This window comes from Flavobacterium gawalongense (genome assembly GCF_007097265.1).
In the GTDB taxonomy this organism is placed as follows: domain Bacteria; phylum Bacteroidota; class Bacteroidia; order Flavobacteriales; family Flavobacteriaceae; genus Flavobacterium; species Flavobacterium gawalongense.
In genome coordinates, this window is sequence record NZ_VJZP01000002.1 from 196,742 (window position 1) to 215,992 (window position 19,251).

18 protein-coding genes and 1 pseudogene are annotated in these 19,251 nt (G+C 34.3%); 13 read left to right on the forward strand and 6 right to left on the reverse strand.

The window, feature by feature from the left end; all coding sequences use genetic code 11:
• Window positions 1-1,330: 1,330 nt before the first annotated feature.
• Window positions 1,331-2,191, reverse strand: a complete 861-nt coding sequence (locus FNW38_RS02530) for an AraC family transcriptional regulator (protein ID WP_317129744.1) — start codon at window positions 2,189-2,191, stop codon at window positions 1,331-1,333.
• A gap of 931 nt (window positions 2,192-3,122) precedes the next feature.
• On the opposite strand from FNW38_RS02530, the gene leuC reads away from it, so the two are divergent.
• The 8 genes and pseudogenes from leuC to FNW38_RS02570 form a co-directional block, all read left to right on the forward strand.
• Window positions 3,123-4,517, forward strand: coding sequence for a 3-isopropylmalate dehydratase large subunit (gene leuC, locus FNW38_RS02535; RefSeq protein WP_143387889.1), 1,395 nt, complete (start codon window positions 3,123-3,125; stop codon window positions 4,515-4,517).
• A gap of 205 nt (window positions 4,518-4,722) precedes the next feature.
• Window positions 4,723-5,319, forward strand: a complete 597-nt coding sequence (gene leuD, locus FNW38_RS02540; RefSeq protein ID WP_143387890.1) for a 3-isopropylmalate dehydratase small subunit — start codon at window positions 4,723-4,725, stop codon at window positions 5,317-5,319.
• 74 nt (window positions 5,320-5,393) lie between these two features.
• A complete protein-coding gene (locus FNW38_RS02545; RefSeq protein ID WP_143387891.1) occupies window positions 5,394-5,699 on the forward strand; it encodes an antibiotic biosynthesis monooxygenase family protein in 306 nt (101 codons plus the stop codon).
• Window positions 5,700-5,727: 28 nt separating this feature from the next.
• Window positions 5,728-6,519, forward strand: a complete 792-nt coding sequence (locus tag FNW38_RS02550; protein ID WP_143387892.1) for a methyltransferase domain-containing protein — start codon at window positions 5,728-5,730, stop codon at window positions 6,517-6,519.
• Between the two features lie 130 nt (window positions 6,520-6,649).
• Window positions 6,650-8,176: an alpha-isopropylmalate synthase regulatory domain-containing protein gene (locus FNW38_RS02555; RefSeq protein ID WP_143387893.1), complete on the forward strand. Its 1,527-nt coding sequence runs from the start codon at window positions 6,650-6,652 to the stop codon at window positions 8,174-8,176.
• Between the two features lie 35 nt (window positions 8,177-8,211).
• Window positions 8,212-9,273 (forward strand): 3-isopropylmalate dehydrogenase, encoded by a 1,062-nt coding sequence (gene leuB / locus FNW38_RS02560; protein WP_144064940.1) that lies wholly within the window; start codon window positions 8,212-8,214, stop codon window positions 9,271-9,273.
• A gap of 349 nt (window positions 9,274-9,622) precedes the next feature.
• On the forward strand, window positions 9,623-11,125 hold the full coding sequence (locus FNW38_RS02565; protein ID WP_144064941.1) for a hypothetical protein: 1,503 nt from the start codon (window positions 9,623-9,625) through the stop codon (window positions 11,123-11,125).
• Window positions 11,126-11,211: 86 nt separating this feature from the next.
• Window positions 11,212-11,385: pseudogene (locus tag FNW38_RS02570) on the forward strand (isocitrate/isopropylmalate family dehydrogenase); the annotation flags it as partial.
• A gap of 116 nt (window positions 11,386-11,501) precedes the next feature.
• On the opposite strand, the gene FNW38_RS02575 reads toward FNW38_RS02570, so the two are convergent.
• Window positions 11,502-11,864 carry an RNA recognition motif domain-containing protein gene (locus tag FNW38_RS02575; protein ID WP_144064942.1) on the reverse strand — a complete coding sequence of 121 codons (363 nt, stop codon included), beginning with the start codon at window positions 11,862-11,864 and terminating at the stop codon, window positions 11,502-11,504.
• Between the two features lie 154 nt (window positions 11,865-12,018).
• Window positions 12,019-12,501, reverse strand: a complete 483-nt coding sequence (locus FNW38_RS02580) for a DUF6252 family protein (RefSeq protein WP_143387897.1) — start codon at window positions 12,499-12,501, stop codon at window positions 12,019-12,021.
• Between the two features lie 200 nt (window positions 12,502-12,701).
• Here FNW38_RS02580 and FNW38_RS02585 point away from each other — a divergent pair, with 200 nt between their 5' ends.
• From FNW38_RS02585 to FNW38_RS02605, 5 genes are all read left to right on the forward strand, one after another.
• Entirely contained in the window at window positions 12,702-13,262 is a 561-nt protein-coding gene (locus tag FNW38_RS02585) for a 30S ribosomal protein S16 (protein ID WP_143387898.1), read from the forward strand.
• A 15-nt stretch (window positions 13,263-13,277) separates the two neighbouring features.
• On the forward strand, window positions 13,278-13,802 hold the full coding sequence (gene rimM, locus FNW38_RS02590; RefSeq protein WP_143387899.1) for a ribosome maturation factor RimM: 525 nt from the start codon (window positions 13,278-13,280) through the stop codon (window positions 13,800-13,802).
• A 72-nt stretch (window positions 13,803-13,874) separates the two neighbouring features.
• Complete coding sequence (locus tag FNW38_RS02595; RefSeq protein ID WP_143387900.1) at window positions 13,875-14,582, forward strand: tRNA1(Val) (adenine(37)-N6)-methyltransferase; 708 nt, start codon at window positions 13,875-13,877, stop codon at window positions 14,580-14,582.
• Between the two features lie 236 nt (window positions 14,583-14,818).
• A complete protein-coding gene (locus FNW38_RS02600) occupies window positions 14,819-15,997 on the forward strand; it encodes an acyl-CoA dehydrogenase family protein (RefSeq protein WP_143387901.1) in 1,179 nt (392 codons plus the stop codon).
• A gap of 92 nt (window positions 15,998-16,089) precedes the next feature.
• Window positions 16,090-16,875 carry a DUF3050 domain-containing protein gene (locus FNW38_RS02605; protein WP_144064943.1) on the forward strand — a complete coding sequence of 262 codons (786 nt, stop codon included), beginning with the start codon at window positions 16,090-16,092 and terminating at the stop codon, window positions 16,873-16,875.
• Between the two features lie 34 nt (window positions 16,876-16,909).
• Here FNW38_RS02605 and FNW38_RS02610 read toward each other — a convergent pair whose 3' ends face one another.
• From FNW38_RS02610 to FNW38_RS02620, 3 genes are all read right to left on the reverse strand, one after another.
• Complete coding sequence (locus FNW38_RS02610) at window positions 16,910-17,227, reverse strand: 2Fe-2S iron-sulfur cluster-binding family protein (protein WP_035668621.1); 318 nt, start codon at window positions 17,225-17,227, stop codon at window positions 16,910-16,912.
• A gap of 265 nt (window positions 17,228-17,492) precedes the next feature.
• Window positions 17,493-17,732 (reverse strand): NifU family protein, encoded by a 240-nt coding sequence (locus FNW38_RS02615; protein ID WP_035668624.1) that lies wholly within the window; start codon window positions 17,730-17,732, stop codon window positions 17,493-17,495.
• Window positions 17,733-17,803: 71 nt separating this feature from the next.
• Window positions 17,804-18,931 (reverse strand): Mrp/NBP35 family ATP-binding protein, encoded by a 1,128-nt coding sequence (locus FNW38_RS02620; RefSeq protein WP_144064944.1) that lies wholly within the window; start codon window positions 18,929-18,931, stop codon window positions 17,804-17,806.
• Window positions 18,932-19,251 lie beyond the last annotated feature (320 nt).

Here is a 19,251-nt window from a genome sequence, read left to right on the forward strand (position 1 = left end):
AGACGTGAGGCTGGAAACCCCAGCATTGGGGTCAAAATCTACTGTTCCAGTAAAATAACCTGTGGTATATACATTGCCGGCAGCATCTGTAGTTATGCCGTACCCAGCATCACTAGCAATACCCCCCATTGCTTTTGCCCAAACCAGATTGCCTGTTGTATCTAGTTTTGAAACAAAAATATCTTGAACACCAGCAGACGTGAGGTTAGAAACCCCTGCATTGGGGTCAAAATCTACTGTTCCAGCAAAATAGCCTGTGGTATATACATTTCCGGCCGCATCTGTACTTATGCCATTTCCAAAATCACTAGCAGTACCTCCCATTGCTTTTGCCCAAACCAGATTGCCTGCCACATCTAGTTTTGTAACAAAAATATCTTGAACACCAGCAGACGTTAGATTGAAAATCCCTGCATTGGGGTCAAAATCGGCTGTTCCTTGAAAATAACCATTGATATATACATTCCCAGCAGCATCAGTACTTATGCCTTGTCCAATATCACTAACAGTACTCCCCATTGCTTTTGCCCAAACCAGATTGCCTGTCGCGTCTAGTTTTGTAACAAAAACATCGGTACTACCTGCAGACGTGAGGTTGTAAACTCCTGCACTAGGATCAAAATCGGCTGTTCCTTGAAAATAACCTGTGGTATATACATTGCCAACAGCATCTACAGCAATACTTTTTGAAACATCAATACCGGTACCACCCATTTGTTTTGCCCAAGCTAGATTGGGGCTTTGGGCTTGTACTTTTGTAATACTTAGCAGCATAAAAAACAAGAGCATTAGTATTGTTTTTGTCCAAAATTTCCCTTTTATAAAGGAGAGCTTTGGTTTTTGGAGTAAATGTATGTTCATAAAATAATAATTAAAATTAATTTTTTAAAAAGTTGTTTTTGATTGTTGTAACAATCTTTTAAGTATAGTTGACAGTACTATTACTTGGCGCATTAAAATCATCGGGACCGAGTGGTTTGAAGGTTTGCGCCCATGCACCTGTACTTGCAAAGAAGAGCAATGCAAGGGTGAAAATCTTTAAAATGTTAAATCTCGCATCATTTATTATGCGATACGGTTGATGTATCATGTTTTCTTTTTTTTAAATTAACTTAAAAACGGGGCAAACGTAGATATTAAAAAAATGCCATGATTGTAAAAATGTCGCCTAGCCAAAAACACAAAAGCCTTTAAAAGCAATGATAAATGGTTAATGAATTTTTTAAACAAAAAGCCCTACATCCCAAATTTATCGGGAAGTAGGGCTTTTTCAATTACGAATTAAAAATTACGACCAACTAATTCCGTAATTCGTAAGGGTTGTTACATTTTAGGTTCTATTTTCAAAAATCAGGTTCAGGTTCTTTTCATTACTATTTTTATCGAGCATGAAGAATTCTTTCATTTCGGTAGGGGTTTTACCGGTAAATTTTTTGAATGTTTTTATCATGTGTGCTTGGTCGTAAAAATCATTTTCATGGGCAAATGTGATGCCATCAATAATACCATTGGTTTTCAAAGTTTGCATCATCATTTGAAAGCGAAGTAGTTCTTGGTATTTTTTTATGCTGATGCCGGTATGTTTTTTAAACTCGTCAAATAGATGTTGGCGACCATAGCCGATTTCTTTTTCAAGTTGTTTGAGTGTGATGTTGGGCGTGTTGTCGCACTTTTCCTTTACCGATAATCCAATGTTATTTTGTTTATAAGCACTATGCTTTATTTTATTTAATATCCATTTTTCTGCAATTTGAAGCCGTGCCTGAAAACTTTTGGCTTCTATCAATTGGTGCCAAATTTCATCGAATTCGCGCTTGTGTAAATTTCCATCGATAGATTGATCGGTCAGTTCTGAACTTGGAATCTGAAAGAGCGAATGAAAAACTTCAGGGTGAAAACTTATTATCATACAATCTGTCTGCTTGGGATGGTGAATGTCTTCCCAAACAGAAACACTTCCTCTTAACACCGAACGAGTTAAGGTGTTTTCTATGCCATCTCCCCTAACCGCTGTGATTGGCTCGCTATTTAAGTTGAATACGATTTCAGATTTATGCACCGGATAATTGCGTATCATCGGTAGCGTAGAACTGCCGGAGGCCTCTATAAACATTCGCACAAATTTTGAGAGTGGCTCTGTTGGCAAATAGAAAGTGTAATCTATTCCTTGTAAATGTTGTTTGATAATCACTATCTTTAATGGTTAATTATAAGCCTCATTCCAGTCCTGCAATAGCAGGAAGCCGAAACTAAAAAAATTAAGGCTGTTTATTTAACTGGTTTTAAACACATTAAAATTAATAGGCTTTCGTAAAAATGAACTCCAAATTTAGTTTTTTTTTATCAATGAAAAGGGAAGTTCAGAAAAAATCCAACTCAAAAAATAAACGATCTTGTGCGGATGAATTTCATGGCTGTTTTTAACAAATAATTGTCCCCTTTTTCTGTGGTAAGCTGTTAAAAAACACCTAGCAAATCATCAGCCTAACGAATGTCTGTAAATAGGAGCGATCCGGTTTTTTTAGATAGAATAACACCTAAATCAGAACAAAAAAATTCAAAATAATCGTTAAGAATCACCCTACGAATTGCCCCCTCTTTTAGCATAAAATTATCCAATAATGCCCCATCAAAAAGAAAAATAAACGTACTGTGTGTTTTTTTGGATGTCGTAGTATTTCACCAAAACAAATTGAAATAAAAGCCCCAAAAAAATACTGCTTTAGTTATGTAAAAAGCCCAAAAAAGGCATGCTATAGAAAATAAAACACGATGCTAATTTTGTTGATTATTACTATTTTAATTCGTTTTGTTATATTTTTTGAATTAAAAAACCCTCATTTACACCAAAATAGCGATAAATTTGCAAATTATCAAATTGGACCTATTTAAAATAAAAAAGGCTTTAAAAAGAAATTTAATAGTAAAATAAAAAGAAGCCATCCAAACTACAAACCTATAACAGAAGAGGTAAGGTGTTGTAAAAACAGTTTGGGTATCGTATATAATGAAATATTAAAATTGACACTTTATTTCTTTTTTATAAATTTGTTCCCATTGTTGCAACTACACGTAAATAATGTTGGTTGTAAAAAAAGAAATACACTTAAAAAATATTTAAAATGAGTACTACATTATTTGACAAAGTATGGGATTCGCATGTTGTGCGTAAAATTGAAGATGGACCAGATGTGTTTTTTATTGACCGTCATTTCATCCATGAAGTTACTAGTCCTGTAGCTTTTTTAGGTTTAAAAGAAAGAGGGATTTCTGTTTTATACCCAGAACGCACTTTTGCTACTGCCGATCACAATACACCAACAATAAATCAACACTTACCTGTTGCTGATTTTTTATCTGCCAATCAATTGAAAGCATTGGAAGATAACGCAGCAGAATATGGTATTTCTCACTGGGGATTAGGTCACTCAAAAAACGGAATTGTACACGTGGTAGGTCCTGAAAACGGAATTACTTTACCGGGTGCAACTATTGTTTGTGGGGATTCACATACTTCTACACATGGTGCTTTTGGCGCTATTGCTTTTGGTATCGGAACTTCTGAGGTAGAAATGGTGATGGCTACACAATGTATCATGCAACCGAAACCAAAGAGAATGCGTATCAACGTGAATGGTGAATTGAGTAAAGGTGTTGGTCCAAAAGACGTAGCACTTTATATTATTTCTCAATTAACTACTTCTGGAGGTACAGGATATTTTGCAGAATATGCCGGAGATGTTTTTGAAAACATGTCAATGGAAGGCCGTATGACTGTTTGTAACTTGAGTATCGAAATGGGTGCTCGTGGTGGTATGATTGCTCCGGATCAAAAAACATTTGATTTCCTAGAAGGAAGATTATATGCTCCAAAAGGTGAGGCTTGGGATAAAGCGGTTGCTTACTGGAAAACCTTGAAAACCGATGATGATGCAGTTTTTGATACTGAATTAAACTTCAATGCTGCAGATATCGAACCAATGATTACTTATGGAACTAATCCTGGAATGGGAATTGGTATCTCTAAACATATTCCAAATGCCAACCAAGTAGAAGGTGGTGAGGAAACGTATAAAAAATCTTTGGCCTATATGGGCTTCCACGAAGACGATGTAATGATTGGGAAACCAATTGATTTTGTTTTCTTGGGAAGTTGCACCAATGGTAGAATTGAAGATTTCAGAGCTTTTACAGCAATTGTAAAAGGCCGAAAAAAAGCAGACAATGTTACGGCTTGGTTAGTTCCAGGTTCTCACGTAGTGGAAGCTCAGATTAAAGAAGAAGGTCTTTTGGACATTCTAACTGAAGCTGGTTTTGTATTGCGTCAGCCAGGTTGTTCCGCTTGTTTAGCGATGAATGATGATAAAGTACCTGCAGGAAAATATGCAGTGAGTACTTCAAACAGAAACTTCGAAGGTCGTCAAGGTCCAGGTTCAAGAACATTATTGGCAAGTCCAATTATGGCAGCAGCAGCAGCAGTTACTGGAAAACTAACAGACCCTAGAGATTTGTTTTAAAAGATTTCAGAATGTAGATTAACTATTTTTGATTTGCTTTGCCTGTTCGCTATCGCTCGAGTCAGATTTAGTTAATCCACAAATTTCTTTTACAACATTCCGTTTATATTATACAACATAGATTAAACAAAATAACATTAGCGTTGAAGATTTTATTTACCTCACGGAAAAATCAGAAATCGTTAATCAAAAATCAAAAATCACAATGGCATACGATAAATTTAATATCCTTACGAGTAGTGCAGTGCCACTACCAATAGAAAATGTGGATACCGATCAAATTATCCCAGCACGTTTCTTGAAAGCTACCAAACGTGAAGCTTTTGGAGACAATCTTTTCAGAGACTGGAGATACAACGGAGATAATACTCCAAAAGCAGATTTCGTATTGAATGATGCAACTTACAGTGGGAAAATATTAGTAGGTGGGAAAAACTTTGGTTCGGGTTCTTCAAGAGAGCATGCAGCTTGGGCAGTTTACGATTACGGATTTCGTGCCGTTGTTTCAAGTTTCTTTGCAGACATCTTCAAAGGAAATTGCTTAAACATTGGTGTTTTACCAGTACAAGTTAGTCCAGAATTTGCTGAAACGATCTTTAATGCTATTGAAGCTGATCCAAAAACAGAATTGGAAATAAATCTTCCGGAACAAACCATTACCTTAAAAGCAACTGGTCAAAAAGAATCTTTTGATATCTCCGGATACAAAAAAGACAATATGATCAACGGTTTTGATGATATTGATTATTTACAAAACATCAAAGAAGAAATTGTTGGGTTTGCCAATAAGCTTCCTTACTAGAAATCAAATCCCATTTAGTTAAGAGACCCGACAGATTTTTAAAAACCTGTCGGGTCTATAAATAAAAATAAGGTATGATTTTAGAAGTTGCCATTCTTTATGTAAAAAAAGGAGAAGAATTACTGTTTGAGAAAGATTTTGAAATTGCAGGACAATATATTAGCTCAATAAACGGATATATTGGACATAGTTTAAGAAAGTGCATCGAGCAGAAAAACAAATACATCTTGCTTGTTGATTGGGAAAAAATCGAAGATCATACAATTGGTTTTAGAGAATCTGAGCAGTATTTAGAATGGAAAAAATTACTTCACCATTATTATGACCCTTTCCCGGTTGTAGAGCATTTTGAGACTATATTGGAAAATAAAAAACAATAATTTCCAAGTAACACAATTTATTTATATAATGACAATTAACAAACACATTCAAAGAGACGGACAGCAAGCCACAAAAATATTTGACAATAGAAGTCTGGCAAATGACTACAGACATCTAACTCAAATTTTGAAGCCCGGTATGAACGTTTTGGATGTTGGTTGTGGAACTGGTTCTATCTCGAAAGATATTGCCAATATTGTTGGAGAAAAAGGAAAAGTTACCGGAATTGACAATACCGAAAATTTTATTTTAAGTGGTCAAGAAACGTATCGATCCGTTGTCAATTTAGAACTAATTTCAGTTGATTTATTCGAATATAATTCAGAAGAAAAATATGATTTAATTGTTTCAGCAAGAACTTTACAATGGTTGAGTAATCCAAAAGAGGCTTTGATTAAAATGAAATCAATGTTGAAACCTGATGGTCAAATTTCAATTCTGGATTACAATCATACCAATCTGAATTGGAATCCGTTACCACCAGAAAGCATGCAAGAGTTTTACAAAACCTTTTTGAAGTGGAGACAAGATGCTGGAATGAATAATGAAATTGCAGAGGATTTACCTAATTTATTAGAAGAAGTAGGATTTCATTCTATTGAAAAAATAAATTCAGATGAACATTATAATCGAGAAATACCTGATTATAAATCTAAAATAGGAATTTGGTCAAAAGTTGCCGGTTCAAAACAAATGGTAGAGGAAGGTTATTTAAATAACGAATTGCGATTAAAAGCAATTGAGGAATATGATAATTGGATTGGAACTTTAGCAATTTCTATGACAATGAAATTAAATGAAGTACGAGGAAAAATATAATCACATTCCTTCCCGTACAGACATTTACAAATAGTAAAAATAAAACATTTCCAATACCTGAGTTACTATTGGCAATTTGTTTTTTTAATAATACCAACAGTTTAAACTGTTACAACTTATTTTAATCGATATGACAAAAAGAAAAATTGAAATAATGGATACGACGCTCCGTGATGGTGAACAAACATCAGGCGTATCATTTTCTGCTGCAGAAAAATTAACCATTGCACAATTATTACTGGAAGAATTAAATATTGATAGAATCGAAATTGCTTCGGCACGCGTAAGCGAAGGCGAGTTTCAAGGTGTAAAAGGGATAATGACCTGGGCTAATGAAAAAGGATATTCTAACCGAATAGAAGTTTTAACATTTGTCGATGGTGGACTTTCAATTGATTGGATGAAAAAGACTGGAGCTAAAATCCAGAATTTACTAACCAAAGGATCCCTCAACCATTTAACCCATCAATTAAAAAAAACACCAGAACAACATTTTACCGAGATTGCTCAAACCATAGCTTTGGCCCAAGAAAACAATATTGAGACCAATGTGTATTTAGAAGACTGGAGTAACGGAATGCGTAATTCACCTGAATATGTGTTTCAATATTTAGATTTTTTGACCAAACAACCGATTAAAAGAGTCTTACTACCGGACACTTTAGGCGTTTTAATCCCTTCTGAAACTTTTGAATTTATTTCGAAAATTATAGCGCGATATCCAAATACCCATTTTGATTTCCATGCTCATAACGACTACGATTTAAGCATTGCTAATGTAATGGCGGCAGTAAAAGCGGGTATTCAAGGACTTCACGTAACCGTAAACGGAATGGGAGAACGTGCTGGAAATGCACCACTTGAAAGCACCGTTGCAGTAATTAATGACTTTTTACCGGAAATAAAAATCGGGGTGAAAGAATCTTCATTGTACTCCGTGAGTAAATTGGTAGAAACTTTCACAGGATATAGAATTCCTGCCAACAAACCTATTGTTGGAGACAATGTGTTCACCCAAACAGCAGGTATTCATGCTGACGGAGACAACAAAAATAATTTATATTTTAATGATTTGCTTCCGGAACGTTTTGGAAGAAAACGAAAATATGCTTTAGGAAAAACATCTGGCAAAGCCAATATCGAAAAAAACCTTCAGGAATTAGGTTTAAAATTAAATCCTGATGATCTAAAATTAGTTACCCAACGCATCATTGAGTTAGGCGACAAAAAAGAGACCGTTACCAAAGAAGACTTACCTTATATTATTTCTGATGTTTTAGACAGCCAGACTTATGAAGAGAAAATTGTGGTTGAGTCATATGTATTGGTTCATGCCAAAGGAATGCGCCCTTCGACTACGCTCTGTTTAAAAATAGATGGTGAAATCATTGAAGAGAATGCTCAAGGTGATGGACAATTTGATGCTTTTATGAATGCATTAGCAAAAATATACAAGAGTAAAAAAATGGAATTGCCTAAATTAATTGACTATGCAGTCCGAATTCCACCAGGAAGTAGCTCTGATGCATTATGTGAAACCATAATTACATGGACTAATCATGGAAAAGAATTTAAAACAAGAGGATTAGATTCAGACCAAACAGTTGCCGCAATCATTGCTACGCAAAAGATGTTGAATGTGGTTACAGCCCAATAACAAATAAAAAACAATATTAATATAAAACTTACCTAATGAAATTTAACATAGCTCTTTTAGCCGGAGACGGAATTGGACCAGAAGTAATCAATGAAGCCGTAAAAGTTTCTGATGCTATTGCAAAAAAATTTAACCACGAAATCAATTGGACTCCAGCTCTTACAGGAGCTTGTGCTATTGATGCTGTTGGAGTTCCTTATCCTGATGAAACGCATGAAATTTGTATGGCTGCTGATGCCGTTCTATTCGGAGCTATCGGACACCCAAAATACGACAATGACCCAAGTGCCCCTGTTAGACCAGAACAAGGTTTATTGTTGATGCGCAAAAAATTAGGCTTATTTGCTAATGTACGTCCTACATTTACTTTCCCTTCTTTGATTGACAACTCTCCTTTGAAAAGAGAACGTATCGAAGGAACTGACTTAATTTTCCTTAGAGAACTTACCGGAGGAATTTATTTTGGGGAAAAAGGAAGAAAAGACGATGGCGAAACTGCTTTTGACACTTGTACGTACACAAGAGCTGAAGTAAAACGTTTAGCTAAAAAAGGTTTTGAACTTGCCATGACACGTTCAAAAAAATTGTGTTGTGTTGATAAAGCAAACGTATTGGAAACTTCTCGTTTATGGAGAGAAACAGTACAAGCTATGGAAAAAGAATATCCTGAAGTAACGGTGAGTTATGAATTCGTTGATGCCGTAGCGATGCGTTTAGTTCAATGGCCAAATTCTTATGACGTATTGATTACCGAAAACTTATTTGGAGATATATTAACGGATGAAGCTTCTGTAATTTCTGGTTCTATGGGATTAATGCCATCAGCATCAGTAGGAGAACATACTTCATTGTACGAACCGATTCATGGTTCTTACCCACAAGCGACAGGTTTAAATATTGCCAATCCATTAGCGACAGTATTATCTGCTGCAATGATGTTTGAAGATGCTTTTGGATTAAAAGAAGAAGCAGAAGCGATTAGAGCAGTAGTAAACAAATCATTGGAACAAAGAATTGTAACAGAGGATTTAGCTGGAAAAGATGCCAAAGCGTATAAAACTAGCGAAGTTGGTGACTGGTTAGTTGCTAATTTGTAAATACAATTTTATTATATCAAAAAAGCTGTCAATTATAGATTGACAGCTTTTTTTTGTATCTATTTGGAGCAGAAAGATTGTCTTTTCAATACAGATAGTTCCCGCTATCCACTACAATCTTGTGGTGGCATAATGCCAGCCCCCACAAGGATTTCCGTTCCTATCGGGGCTATAATTAACGTTTGTACTTCTTTTCACGTGTTTAATAAAATGAATGGTTATAAGAAGTTTAAAGCTAATTATGGTATTCTAAGTGGAATGATTACTTTTTAATTGCAGTTTATCAAATAAATATTTCATTATAACGATAAATATCTTACATTTATTCTTTTAACTTCAATTTTATTTTATGAAAAAAAATATTCTTTTTCTACTTTTGTTAAGTATGCAAATTGGTCATTCTCAAAAACTTATTTTAGATGAAAAATATGAAAAAAATGACTATCCTGTTGGTTTCAATTTCTTACCTAAATCAAATAAATTAATAATTAATAGAGGTCAAAACTATAGCCTCTCTACTGCTGACAATATTAATAGTGTTTATGAATATGATAGTAAAGGTGATAAAAAAACTATTTTAGAAAATATTAATTTAATGTCTCCTATCTATTCAGATACTGAAAACACTTTCAACGCTGCTGAATATTCCAAATTAAGAGGTAAATATCAATTTAAATTTTATCAAGAGAACAATGTTTCTTCTTTATATGATGCAAAAACTTTTAACTCATTTAGTTCTGATCAAATAATAGGTAAAAATTTTAATGATAAATATTTAATTTATCTTTCTAATGAAAAAGGTAAAGCCAGACTAAATCTTCTTGAAAATGACGTTTATTTAGAGATTTACGAAATTTTTACTGATAAAAAGAAAAGAATTAAGATTGATAATTTTAATAAGGAACGTTTGTTAAAACCCGATAATATTAAATATAGTGAGGAATTGGGTTTTTCTTTAAAAATAATTGATAATGATTATTTTGAAATCATTACTAAATCTATTTCTAAAGATTATAAATCTACTGTTTTATACAGAACAATTTATAATTTCGAGGGTAAATTGATTAAAGACATTTCGTATCAAGTTAGTGTAAAAGAGGATTATTTGATTTATTCTAATAGTGACGCCACTTATACTACGCTAAATGGACGTTATTCCAATCCAGATGACATTAAGTTTGGCAACAATTATGTTCCTGCTACTAAGGGGCCAGCAGTCGGAAGTGATAGCAATTACTTAGAGTTTGCTAATGATTTAGCAATTAACAACTTTATAGTTGATAAAGATGGCAATGTCTACATTTACGGTTTAACAGGGAAGAAGGAAAAAGAAGTCAATGATTACAACAAAACTTCTGGATTTTATATTTTTAAGTATGATAAAGAAGGAAATAAAATTTGGGAATATATTAAAAATAATATTGATGACCCTAAACATCTAAATGATGACTTTCCATTATCTAGGCTAAAATCTTCTTTATCAATCAATGGTAATAATGTTATTTTTACCGTTGGAACGGATCATGTAAATGAATTTTTTCATTATGCAGTTGTTAATATGAATGATGGTAAACTTTTTAAATATGGCAAAGTTGTTTTCACAGAAAAAGGTGTGACCATGGCAAAGTTTTATTCTTTTATTCCAGAATTTTACAAATTACCTTCAAATAAAAAAATAGTTACAAATAAAAATGGATTAATTGTTGCGGATTATGACGTTTCAATTCAAAATTTTATAAATAAATTAAATGATAATGTAAACATTGACGTTCAGTTTTCTGTAGATGGGACATGGTTAATTGAATCTGATAATGAAACTTATTACAAGGTCTATTATTTTAAAAGTGAATAAACAAGAAACCCAGCTATTAGCTGGGTTTCTTGTTTTCTATAATGTTTCAATTGCTTTCTCAATTCTCCTGACAGTTTCTTCCTTCATCTGCAGCAATGATGTTTGAAGATGCTTTTGGATTAAAAGAAGAAGCAGGCGCCATTAGAGCAGTAGTCAATAAATCATTGGAACAAGGAATTGTAACAGAGGATTTAGCTGGAAAAGATACCAAAGCGTATAAAACTAGTGAAGTTGGTGACTGGTTAGTTGCTAATCTATAAATTATCGAATAAAAAAATCATTCTTCAGCTCCCTCTCCTTCGGAGAGGGAGGGGGGTGAGGAAACAAAAAAGGTGTCAATAAATTGACACCTTTTTTTATATTGTAGAAAAAAATATTAATATCCTCCTCTGTTTCCACCACCACGGTTATCTCCACCACGGCTGTTTCCACCACCATAACCACCGCGTGAATCTCCACCACGACTGTTACTGTTAAAACTTCTTCTTTCACCTTCTGGTTTTGGCTCAGATTTGTTTACTACAATTGCGCGTCCTTGAACAGTAGCACCGTTCAACTCATCAATTGCTTTTTGAGCTTCGTCATCATTTGTCATTTCAACAAAACCGAATCCTTTACTTCTTCCAGTAAATTTATCCGTGATGATTTTAACTGAATCAACTGCTCCGTAAGCCTCGAAAGACTCTCTTAAATCTGCTTCCTCAATACTGAATGGAAGACTTCCAACAAAAATATTCATATGTACTTATTTAAATAATAAAACAAATGTACTCTTATTTTTTTCTAATCTACTATAGATTAGCTTATTTATGTTTTTTATTTTAAATGCAAAAAGAAAAAGACCATACTAAAACACCTAATCGAAGTATTTTAAGAATGTGATTTGTCTTATTTTATTGAATAAGTGAACTCACAGGAACTTTATAAAAAACACCCTGTTGAAAATTTACAAGAGGACCAGCTAATGGATTGTTGTAGGTATTTTCTGCATTAAATTTAAAAGTACCACTAATTGTTTTGTTTATGTCGTCATATTCTGTTACCACAATTTGACCATCTCCAATACCAAAACCTGTAGAAAAAGTAATTGTATCACCTGTTGCATCGGTGATAACGTAAGTCACTTTTTTAGACTCACTAGTTCCTAAAAAATAGGTTTGAGCCTGTGTAGAAGTTATCTTTAAAGATAAAATTTCATTTTTAATATACGCCTCAATGAGCAAAGATCCGTCAGAAGCCAATGTCGCTTTAGATTCAACCGCCCTCCAAAACACATTGTCTTTCAACCCTTGCAAAGAAGGATTATTAAATCTAACATCTTCCTCACAAGAAACTAAAGAAAAAATCACTACAATAAAAAGAAAATATTTTTTCATAGAATGCATCTTTTAAACAAACAAAAGTATGATATTATAGCTAAAAAAAATAAAATAGAAGCAAAAAATACAGATCAAACTACACCTAATACATTACCATTCATTAAAATACCATCCACATTAGCATTTATCAATAAAAGATGTATCTTTGCACCCTTAATTAACAGAGGTCGAGTACCTCAAAATTTAATCACAAGATTATGTCAGTAAAAATTAGATTACAAAGACACGGTAAAAAAGGAAAACCTTTTTACTGGGTTGTAGCAGCAGATGCTCGCTCAAAAAGAGATGGTAAATACTTAGAGAAAATCGGTACTTACAATCCAAACACAAACCCAGCAACTATCGACTTGAACCTTGATAGTGCAGTAAAATGGTTGCACAATGGTGCACAACCAACTGATACTGCAAAAGCTATTCTTTCTTACAAAGGAGCTTTATTGAAACATCACCTTGATGGTGGTATCCGTAAAGGAGCTTTAACTCAAGAACAAGCTGATGCAAAATTAGCTACTTGGTTAGAAGCAAAATCTGGAAAAGTTGATGCTAAAAAAGAAGGTTTAACAAAAGCGCAAGCTGATGCTAAAGCCAAAGCTTTCAAAGCAGAACAAGATGTTAATGCTAAACGTTTAGCTGCAGCTGCTCAAGCAGAAGCTGACGCTATCGCTGCTGCAACTCCAGCTGTTGAAGAAGAAGTTACTGAAGTTGAAGCTGAAGAAGCTCCTGCTGCAGAAGAAAATAACGAAACAACTGAAGCATAATTTTAGAAGGCGAAGATGCGTAAAGAAGACTGTTTCTATTTAGGTAAAATCGCTAAAAAATTTAGTTTCAAAGGGGAAGTTCTTGCCTATTTGGATACGGACGAACCTGAGTTATACGAAAACTTGGAATCAGTGTTTGTTGAATGCAACAAACACTTGGTTCCATTTTTTATTGAAAGCAGTTCACTGCATAAAAACGATTTCCTTAGAATTCGTTTTGAAGATATGAATACCGAAGAAGATGCCGATGCCATTATAGGCAACGCAATATATCTTCCCTTAAATATGTTGCCAAAACTTACCGGCAATAAATTCTACTTCCATGAAGTAATTGGTTTTGAAGTTGAAGACAAACGCCTGGGTGTTGTTGGAAAAATTCAATCCATAAATGACACCACTGCCCAACCTCTTTTTGAAGTTTTAAACGGTGATGTAGAAATCCTTATCCCTATGATCGACCATTTCCTTGTAAAAATTGACAGAGAAAACAAAAAAGTCATCATGGATTTACCAGAAGGACTTATTGAAATGTACCTTTAGAGAAATTCATTTGTCGATTCGGTTATTTAAAATCTGAAATCAACATTCGTTACTCTTCAATCTTAAATCATTATGTTTTCATTCAAGCAATTCTCAATAAAACAAGATCGTTGTGCCATGAAAATTGGAACAGACGGTGTTTTACTTGGCGCCTGGACACCAATTGAAAACAATCCATTTAGCATTTTAGATATTGGAGCCGGAACAGGTGTTATCGCTTTAATGCTTGCACAAAGAAGCAACGCAGAACAAATTGACGCTTTAGAAATCGACGAAGAAGCGTACGAACAATCCGTAGACAATTTTGAAAACTCACCTTGGAATGATCGCTTATTTTGTTTTCATGCCGGTTTGGATGAATTTGTAGAAGAACCGGAAGACGAGTACGATTTAATTGTTTCCAATCCTCCTTTTTATACTGAAGATTACAAATCCGAAAACGAGCAACGCGATTTAGCCCGTTTTACTGACGCAATGCCTTTTGAAGATTTAATCGAAGCAGCTGCTTTACTGCTTTCTGAAAATGGTGTTTTCTCCGTCATAATTCCTTTTAATGAAGAAGAACATTTTTTGGCTCTTGCCAAAGAATACGAATTACATCCATTAAAAATTACCCGGGTAAAAGGAACTCCAATTACCGAAATCAAGCGCAGTTTATTGGCTATAAGCCGAAATAAAAATGCTATCATTACTATTAATGAATTGATTATCGAAACTTCAAGACATCAATACACACCAGAATATATAGAATTGACAAAAGATTTTTACTTGAAAATGTAATTTGGAATTTTATTCAAACATGTCAATTTCCTTATTTAAAATAAATTTCAAACGGCAATTAGCTATTTTATTGTAAATTAGTAGCCAATGATTTTTTTCAACAAAATCATGCTTTTAAAAATACCTTATTTGATTGCAAAATTCGTTATTTTCAATAAAATTAAAAAAATATAACATTTATTAATACTTTTGTTATATTTCTTTATGTAAATTTGTCGCATAAAAATTACCAAACCATGAAACCAGACTTATTTCAAGCTCCAGATTATTACAATCTTGACGATTTACTAACAGAAGAACACAAATTAGTACGTGATTCCGCTCGTGCATGGGTAAAACGTGAAGTCTCTCCTATTATAGAAGAATATGCACAAAAAGCTGAATTCCCAAAACAGATTATAAAAGGTTTGGGAGAAATTGGTGGTTTTGGCCCCTATATTCCTGTTGAGTATGGTGGCGCAGGTTTAGACCAAATTTCGTATGGGTTAATCATGCAAGAAATTGAGCGCGGAGATTCTGGCGTTCGTTCTACTTCATCCGTACAATCTTCTTTAGTAATGTATCCAATATGGAAATACGGAAACGAAGAACAACGTATGAAATACTTACCAAAACTAGCTACTGGTGAATTTATGGGCTGCTTTGGACTGACTGAGCCTAACTACGGTTCAGATCCGGGAAGTATGATTACGAACTTTAAAGATATGGGTGATCATTATGTATTGAATGGTGCCAAAATGTGGATTTCAAACGCACCATTTGCTGACATTGCTATTGTTTGGGCAAAAAATGAAGAAGGAAGAATTCACGGTTTAATTGTTGAAAGAGGAATGGAAGGTTTTACCACTCCGGAAACGCATAATAAATGGTCCCTTCGTGCCTCTTCTACAGGAGAGTTGATTTTTGACAATGTGAAAGTGCCAAAAGAAAACTTATTACCAAATAAATCTGGATTAGGAGCGCCGCTCGGCTGTCTTGATTCAGCACGTTATGGAATTGCCTGGGGAGCCATTGGTGCCGCTATGGACTGTTACGATACTGCTTTGCGTTATGCTAAAGAAAGAATTCAGTTTGATAAACCTATTGCAGGAACTCAATTGCAACAAAAGAAACTGGCCGAAATGATTACTGAAATCACCAAAGCACAACTATTGACCTGGAGATTAGGCGTTTTAAGAAATGAAGGTAGAGCAACAACAGCTCAAATCTCTATGGCCAAAAGAAATAATGTAGACATGGCGATTCACATTGCACGCGAAGCCAGACAAATGTTAGGCGGAATGGGAATTACCGGAGAATATTCTATTATGCGTCACATGATGAATCTAGAATCAGTAATTACATATGAAGGAACACACGACATTCACTTATTAATTACAGGAATGGACATTACTGGAATTTCAGCTTTTAAATAGTAATAAACAACTATTAAAGTATTTATAAAATTGATAGCAAAAGCTTCTTGGAAACAAGAAGCTTTTTTATATTTACATAAAAAATACCACCTATGAATATCGAAACAATCAACATTAGTATTGAACCTCAAAAAAAACTATTGTTACAACATTCTTTATACGGAAAAGTAAAAACTATTGAAGACTTACAATGTTTTCTCGAAAATCATATTTATGCGGTTTGGGATTTCATGTCTTTATTAAAAGCTTTACAAGCCAAATTAACCTGTACAACAACCCCTTGGTTTGCAACCGAAAATCCAGAAACCAGATATTTAATAAACGAAATAGTCCTTGCTGAAGAATCAGATTTAACTATTGATGGGCGTCGCCTAAGCCATTATGAAATGTATATTGAAGCGATGGAAGCCTGCGGAGCAAATACAACGGGAATTGAAGATTTTTTATCCGAATTAAATTCTCTTAAAAATATATTTGTTGCTATTAAAAAAAGCAACTTACATCCAAATATTAAAGCATTTTTAGATTTTACTTTCAGGGTTATTGAAGAAGGGAAATCACATGAAATTGCGGCCGCTTTTACTTTTGGAAGAGAAGATTTAATTCCAAGTATGTTTACCGCGATTTTGAAAAACTTTCAAGAAAATTTCCCAAAAACCGATTTAAGTAAACTAATTTATTATTTTGAAAGACATATCGAATTGGACGCTGATGATCATGGTCCTATGGCAATGAAAATGATTACAGAACTTTGTGGAACTGACGCACAAAAATGGTCAGATGTAGAAAAAACTTCGGTTCTGGCACTGGAAAAGCGCATCGGACTTTGGGATGCTATTGAAGAACATATTATGGAAAACCATTTGACTACAACATAAAAAAAGCGTTTACCAAGGCAAACGCTTTTTTAATTTAATTTTCTGGAGCCAACTCTAGTTCTAATCCTTCGAGGCTTTCGGTGATTGGGATTTGACAGCCCAAACGACTGTTTGATTTCACGTAGAACGCCTCTGATAGCATGGCTTCTTCATCATCCCCCATTTCTGGCAATGCAACATCATTAAGAACATAACACTGACAAGAAGCACACATGGCCATTCCGCCACAGGTTCCTTCAACAGGAAGTTCATACGCTTTACATAATTCCATGATATTCATGGCCATATCTGTGGGAGCTTGCAATTCATGTACTACTCCTTCTCTATCTTTTATTTTTATTAATACATCCATTTTTTACTATTTGGAATTGGTTGGTTAATCAATTGTATCTTTTTGGAATTATCTTAGTGATATCCCGATTGTTTTGCGTGAGATTTGAGATTAAGAGGAGGACAGCCAGTGGCTGTCAGGTATTTTAATATTACAAAAATTACCATCTACACATAACTCTCAAAAAAACGACCATTTTAAGAAAAAAGGCAAATACTCGTTATCTTGATAGCCTTTTTTCTTAAAAGGGGCACGCCCTCCCTTCGACTTCGCTCAAGATGGCACATTATAGGATATTTACAACAGTTTCTATTTGGGGAGCAAACTTTTTGATGGTGGTTTCCACGCCGGCTCTCAATGTCATTTGGTTTACACTGCAACTGGTACAGGCTCCTTCGAGACGCACTTTTACGTGTTTGTCGTCCTCGATGGAAATCAGGGTAATGTCACCGCCATCAGAATTCAAAAAAGGTCTGATTTCTTCGAGTGCTTTTTGAACTTCTAGTGTTAATTCTTCTGTTGTCATTTTCTTTATTTAAAGATTGAAAGATTAGAAAATTGAAAGATTAAAAATCATTTTCAAAAGATTCTAATTTCTTATTTTTTTACTGCTGAACAACCTGCCATAGTTGTAATTTTAACAGCTTCAGTAGCGGGTAAACTTTCGTTTCTACTTATTACTTCCCGTACTACATTTCTAGTAATTTCTTCGAAAACAGTTTCGATAACTGAACCTGTTTGCATCGCTGCAGGACGACCGTAATCTCCTGCTTCACGGATTGATTGTACAATTGGAACTTCTCCAAGGAATGGAACTTCTAAATCTTCTGCAAGATTTCTGGCTCCTTCTTTTCCAAAGATATAATATTTATTTTCAGGTAATTCTTCCGGTGTGAAATAGGCCATGTTTTCAATAATTCCCAATACAGGAACATTTATTGCTTCAGACATAAACATAGAAACACCTTTTTTAGCATCGGCCAAAGCTACGGCTTGTGGAGTACTTACTATTACAACACCCGTAATTGGTAATGATTGTACGATTGAAAGGTGAATATCTCCAGTTCCCGGTGGCAAATCGACTAGCATGAAATCCAATTCTCCCCAGTCCGCATCAAAAATCATTTGGTTTAATGCTTTGGAAGCCATAGGTCCTCTCCAAATTACCGCTTGACTTGGTGCTGTAAAAAATCCAATAGAAAGAATTTTTACTTCGTAACTTTCAACCGGTTTCATTTTTGATTTTCCATCCACTATTACGGAGACTGGCTTTTCGCTTTCTACGTCAAACATGATTGGCATAGACGGTCCGTAAATATCAGCATCAAGGATTCCTACTGAGAAACCCATTTTAGCCAATGACACTGCTAGATTTGCAGTAACGGTAGATTTTCCTACTCCACCTTTACCAGAGGCAACTCCGATAATATTTTTTATTCCCGGTATTGATTTTCCTTTCACTTCTGGTTTGTCCGGAACTTCAACTTTACTATTGATTTTGATTTTAGCATCCGGAGATACTAATTCAAGAATTGTTTTTTTGATATCGTCTTCAGCACGCTTTTTAATGTGCATTGCCGGTGTGTGCAATACTAAATCTACCACAACCTCATCGCCAAAAGTAATTACATTTGCTATTGCACCACTTTCAACCATGTTTTTTCCTTCTCCAGCTATAGTAATCGTTTCTAAAGCTTTAAGAATGTCTTTCCTGTCTAATTTCATTTTTAGTTTATTGTTTTCTATTGACATTTTACCGTCAGAATATTATCTTTATTTAAACTGATTTCAGATTGCAAAGATACTATGAAAAGTTCTTATTATAAAGGTTTTGTATTGCATTTATTGATGTGGAAATTGAGGGCGGTTATTGGCGATTTTTTAAAGTTATAATTTCCTCCCGCTCCCGAAGCCCCAGGACTATCCAAAAGAGAGCAAGCCGAAACCGATACTAATTTTATCTTTATAATTTAATATGACTATCCGTAATGCGGACTAAAATCATTTCGAATACAATTTTCGTCGTTTGTACATTTATAAAGCAT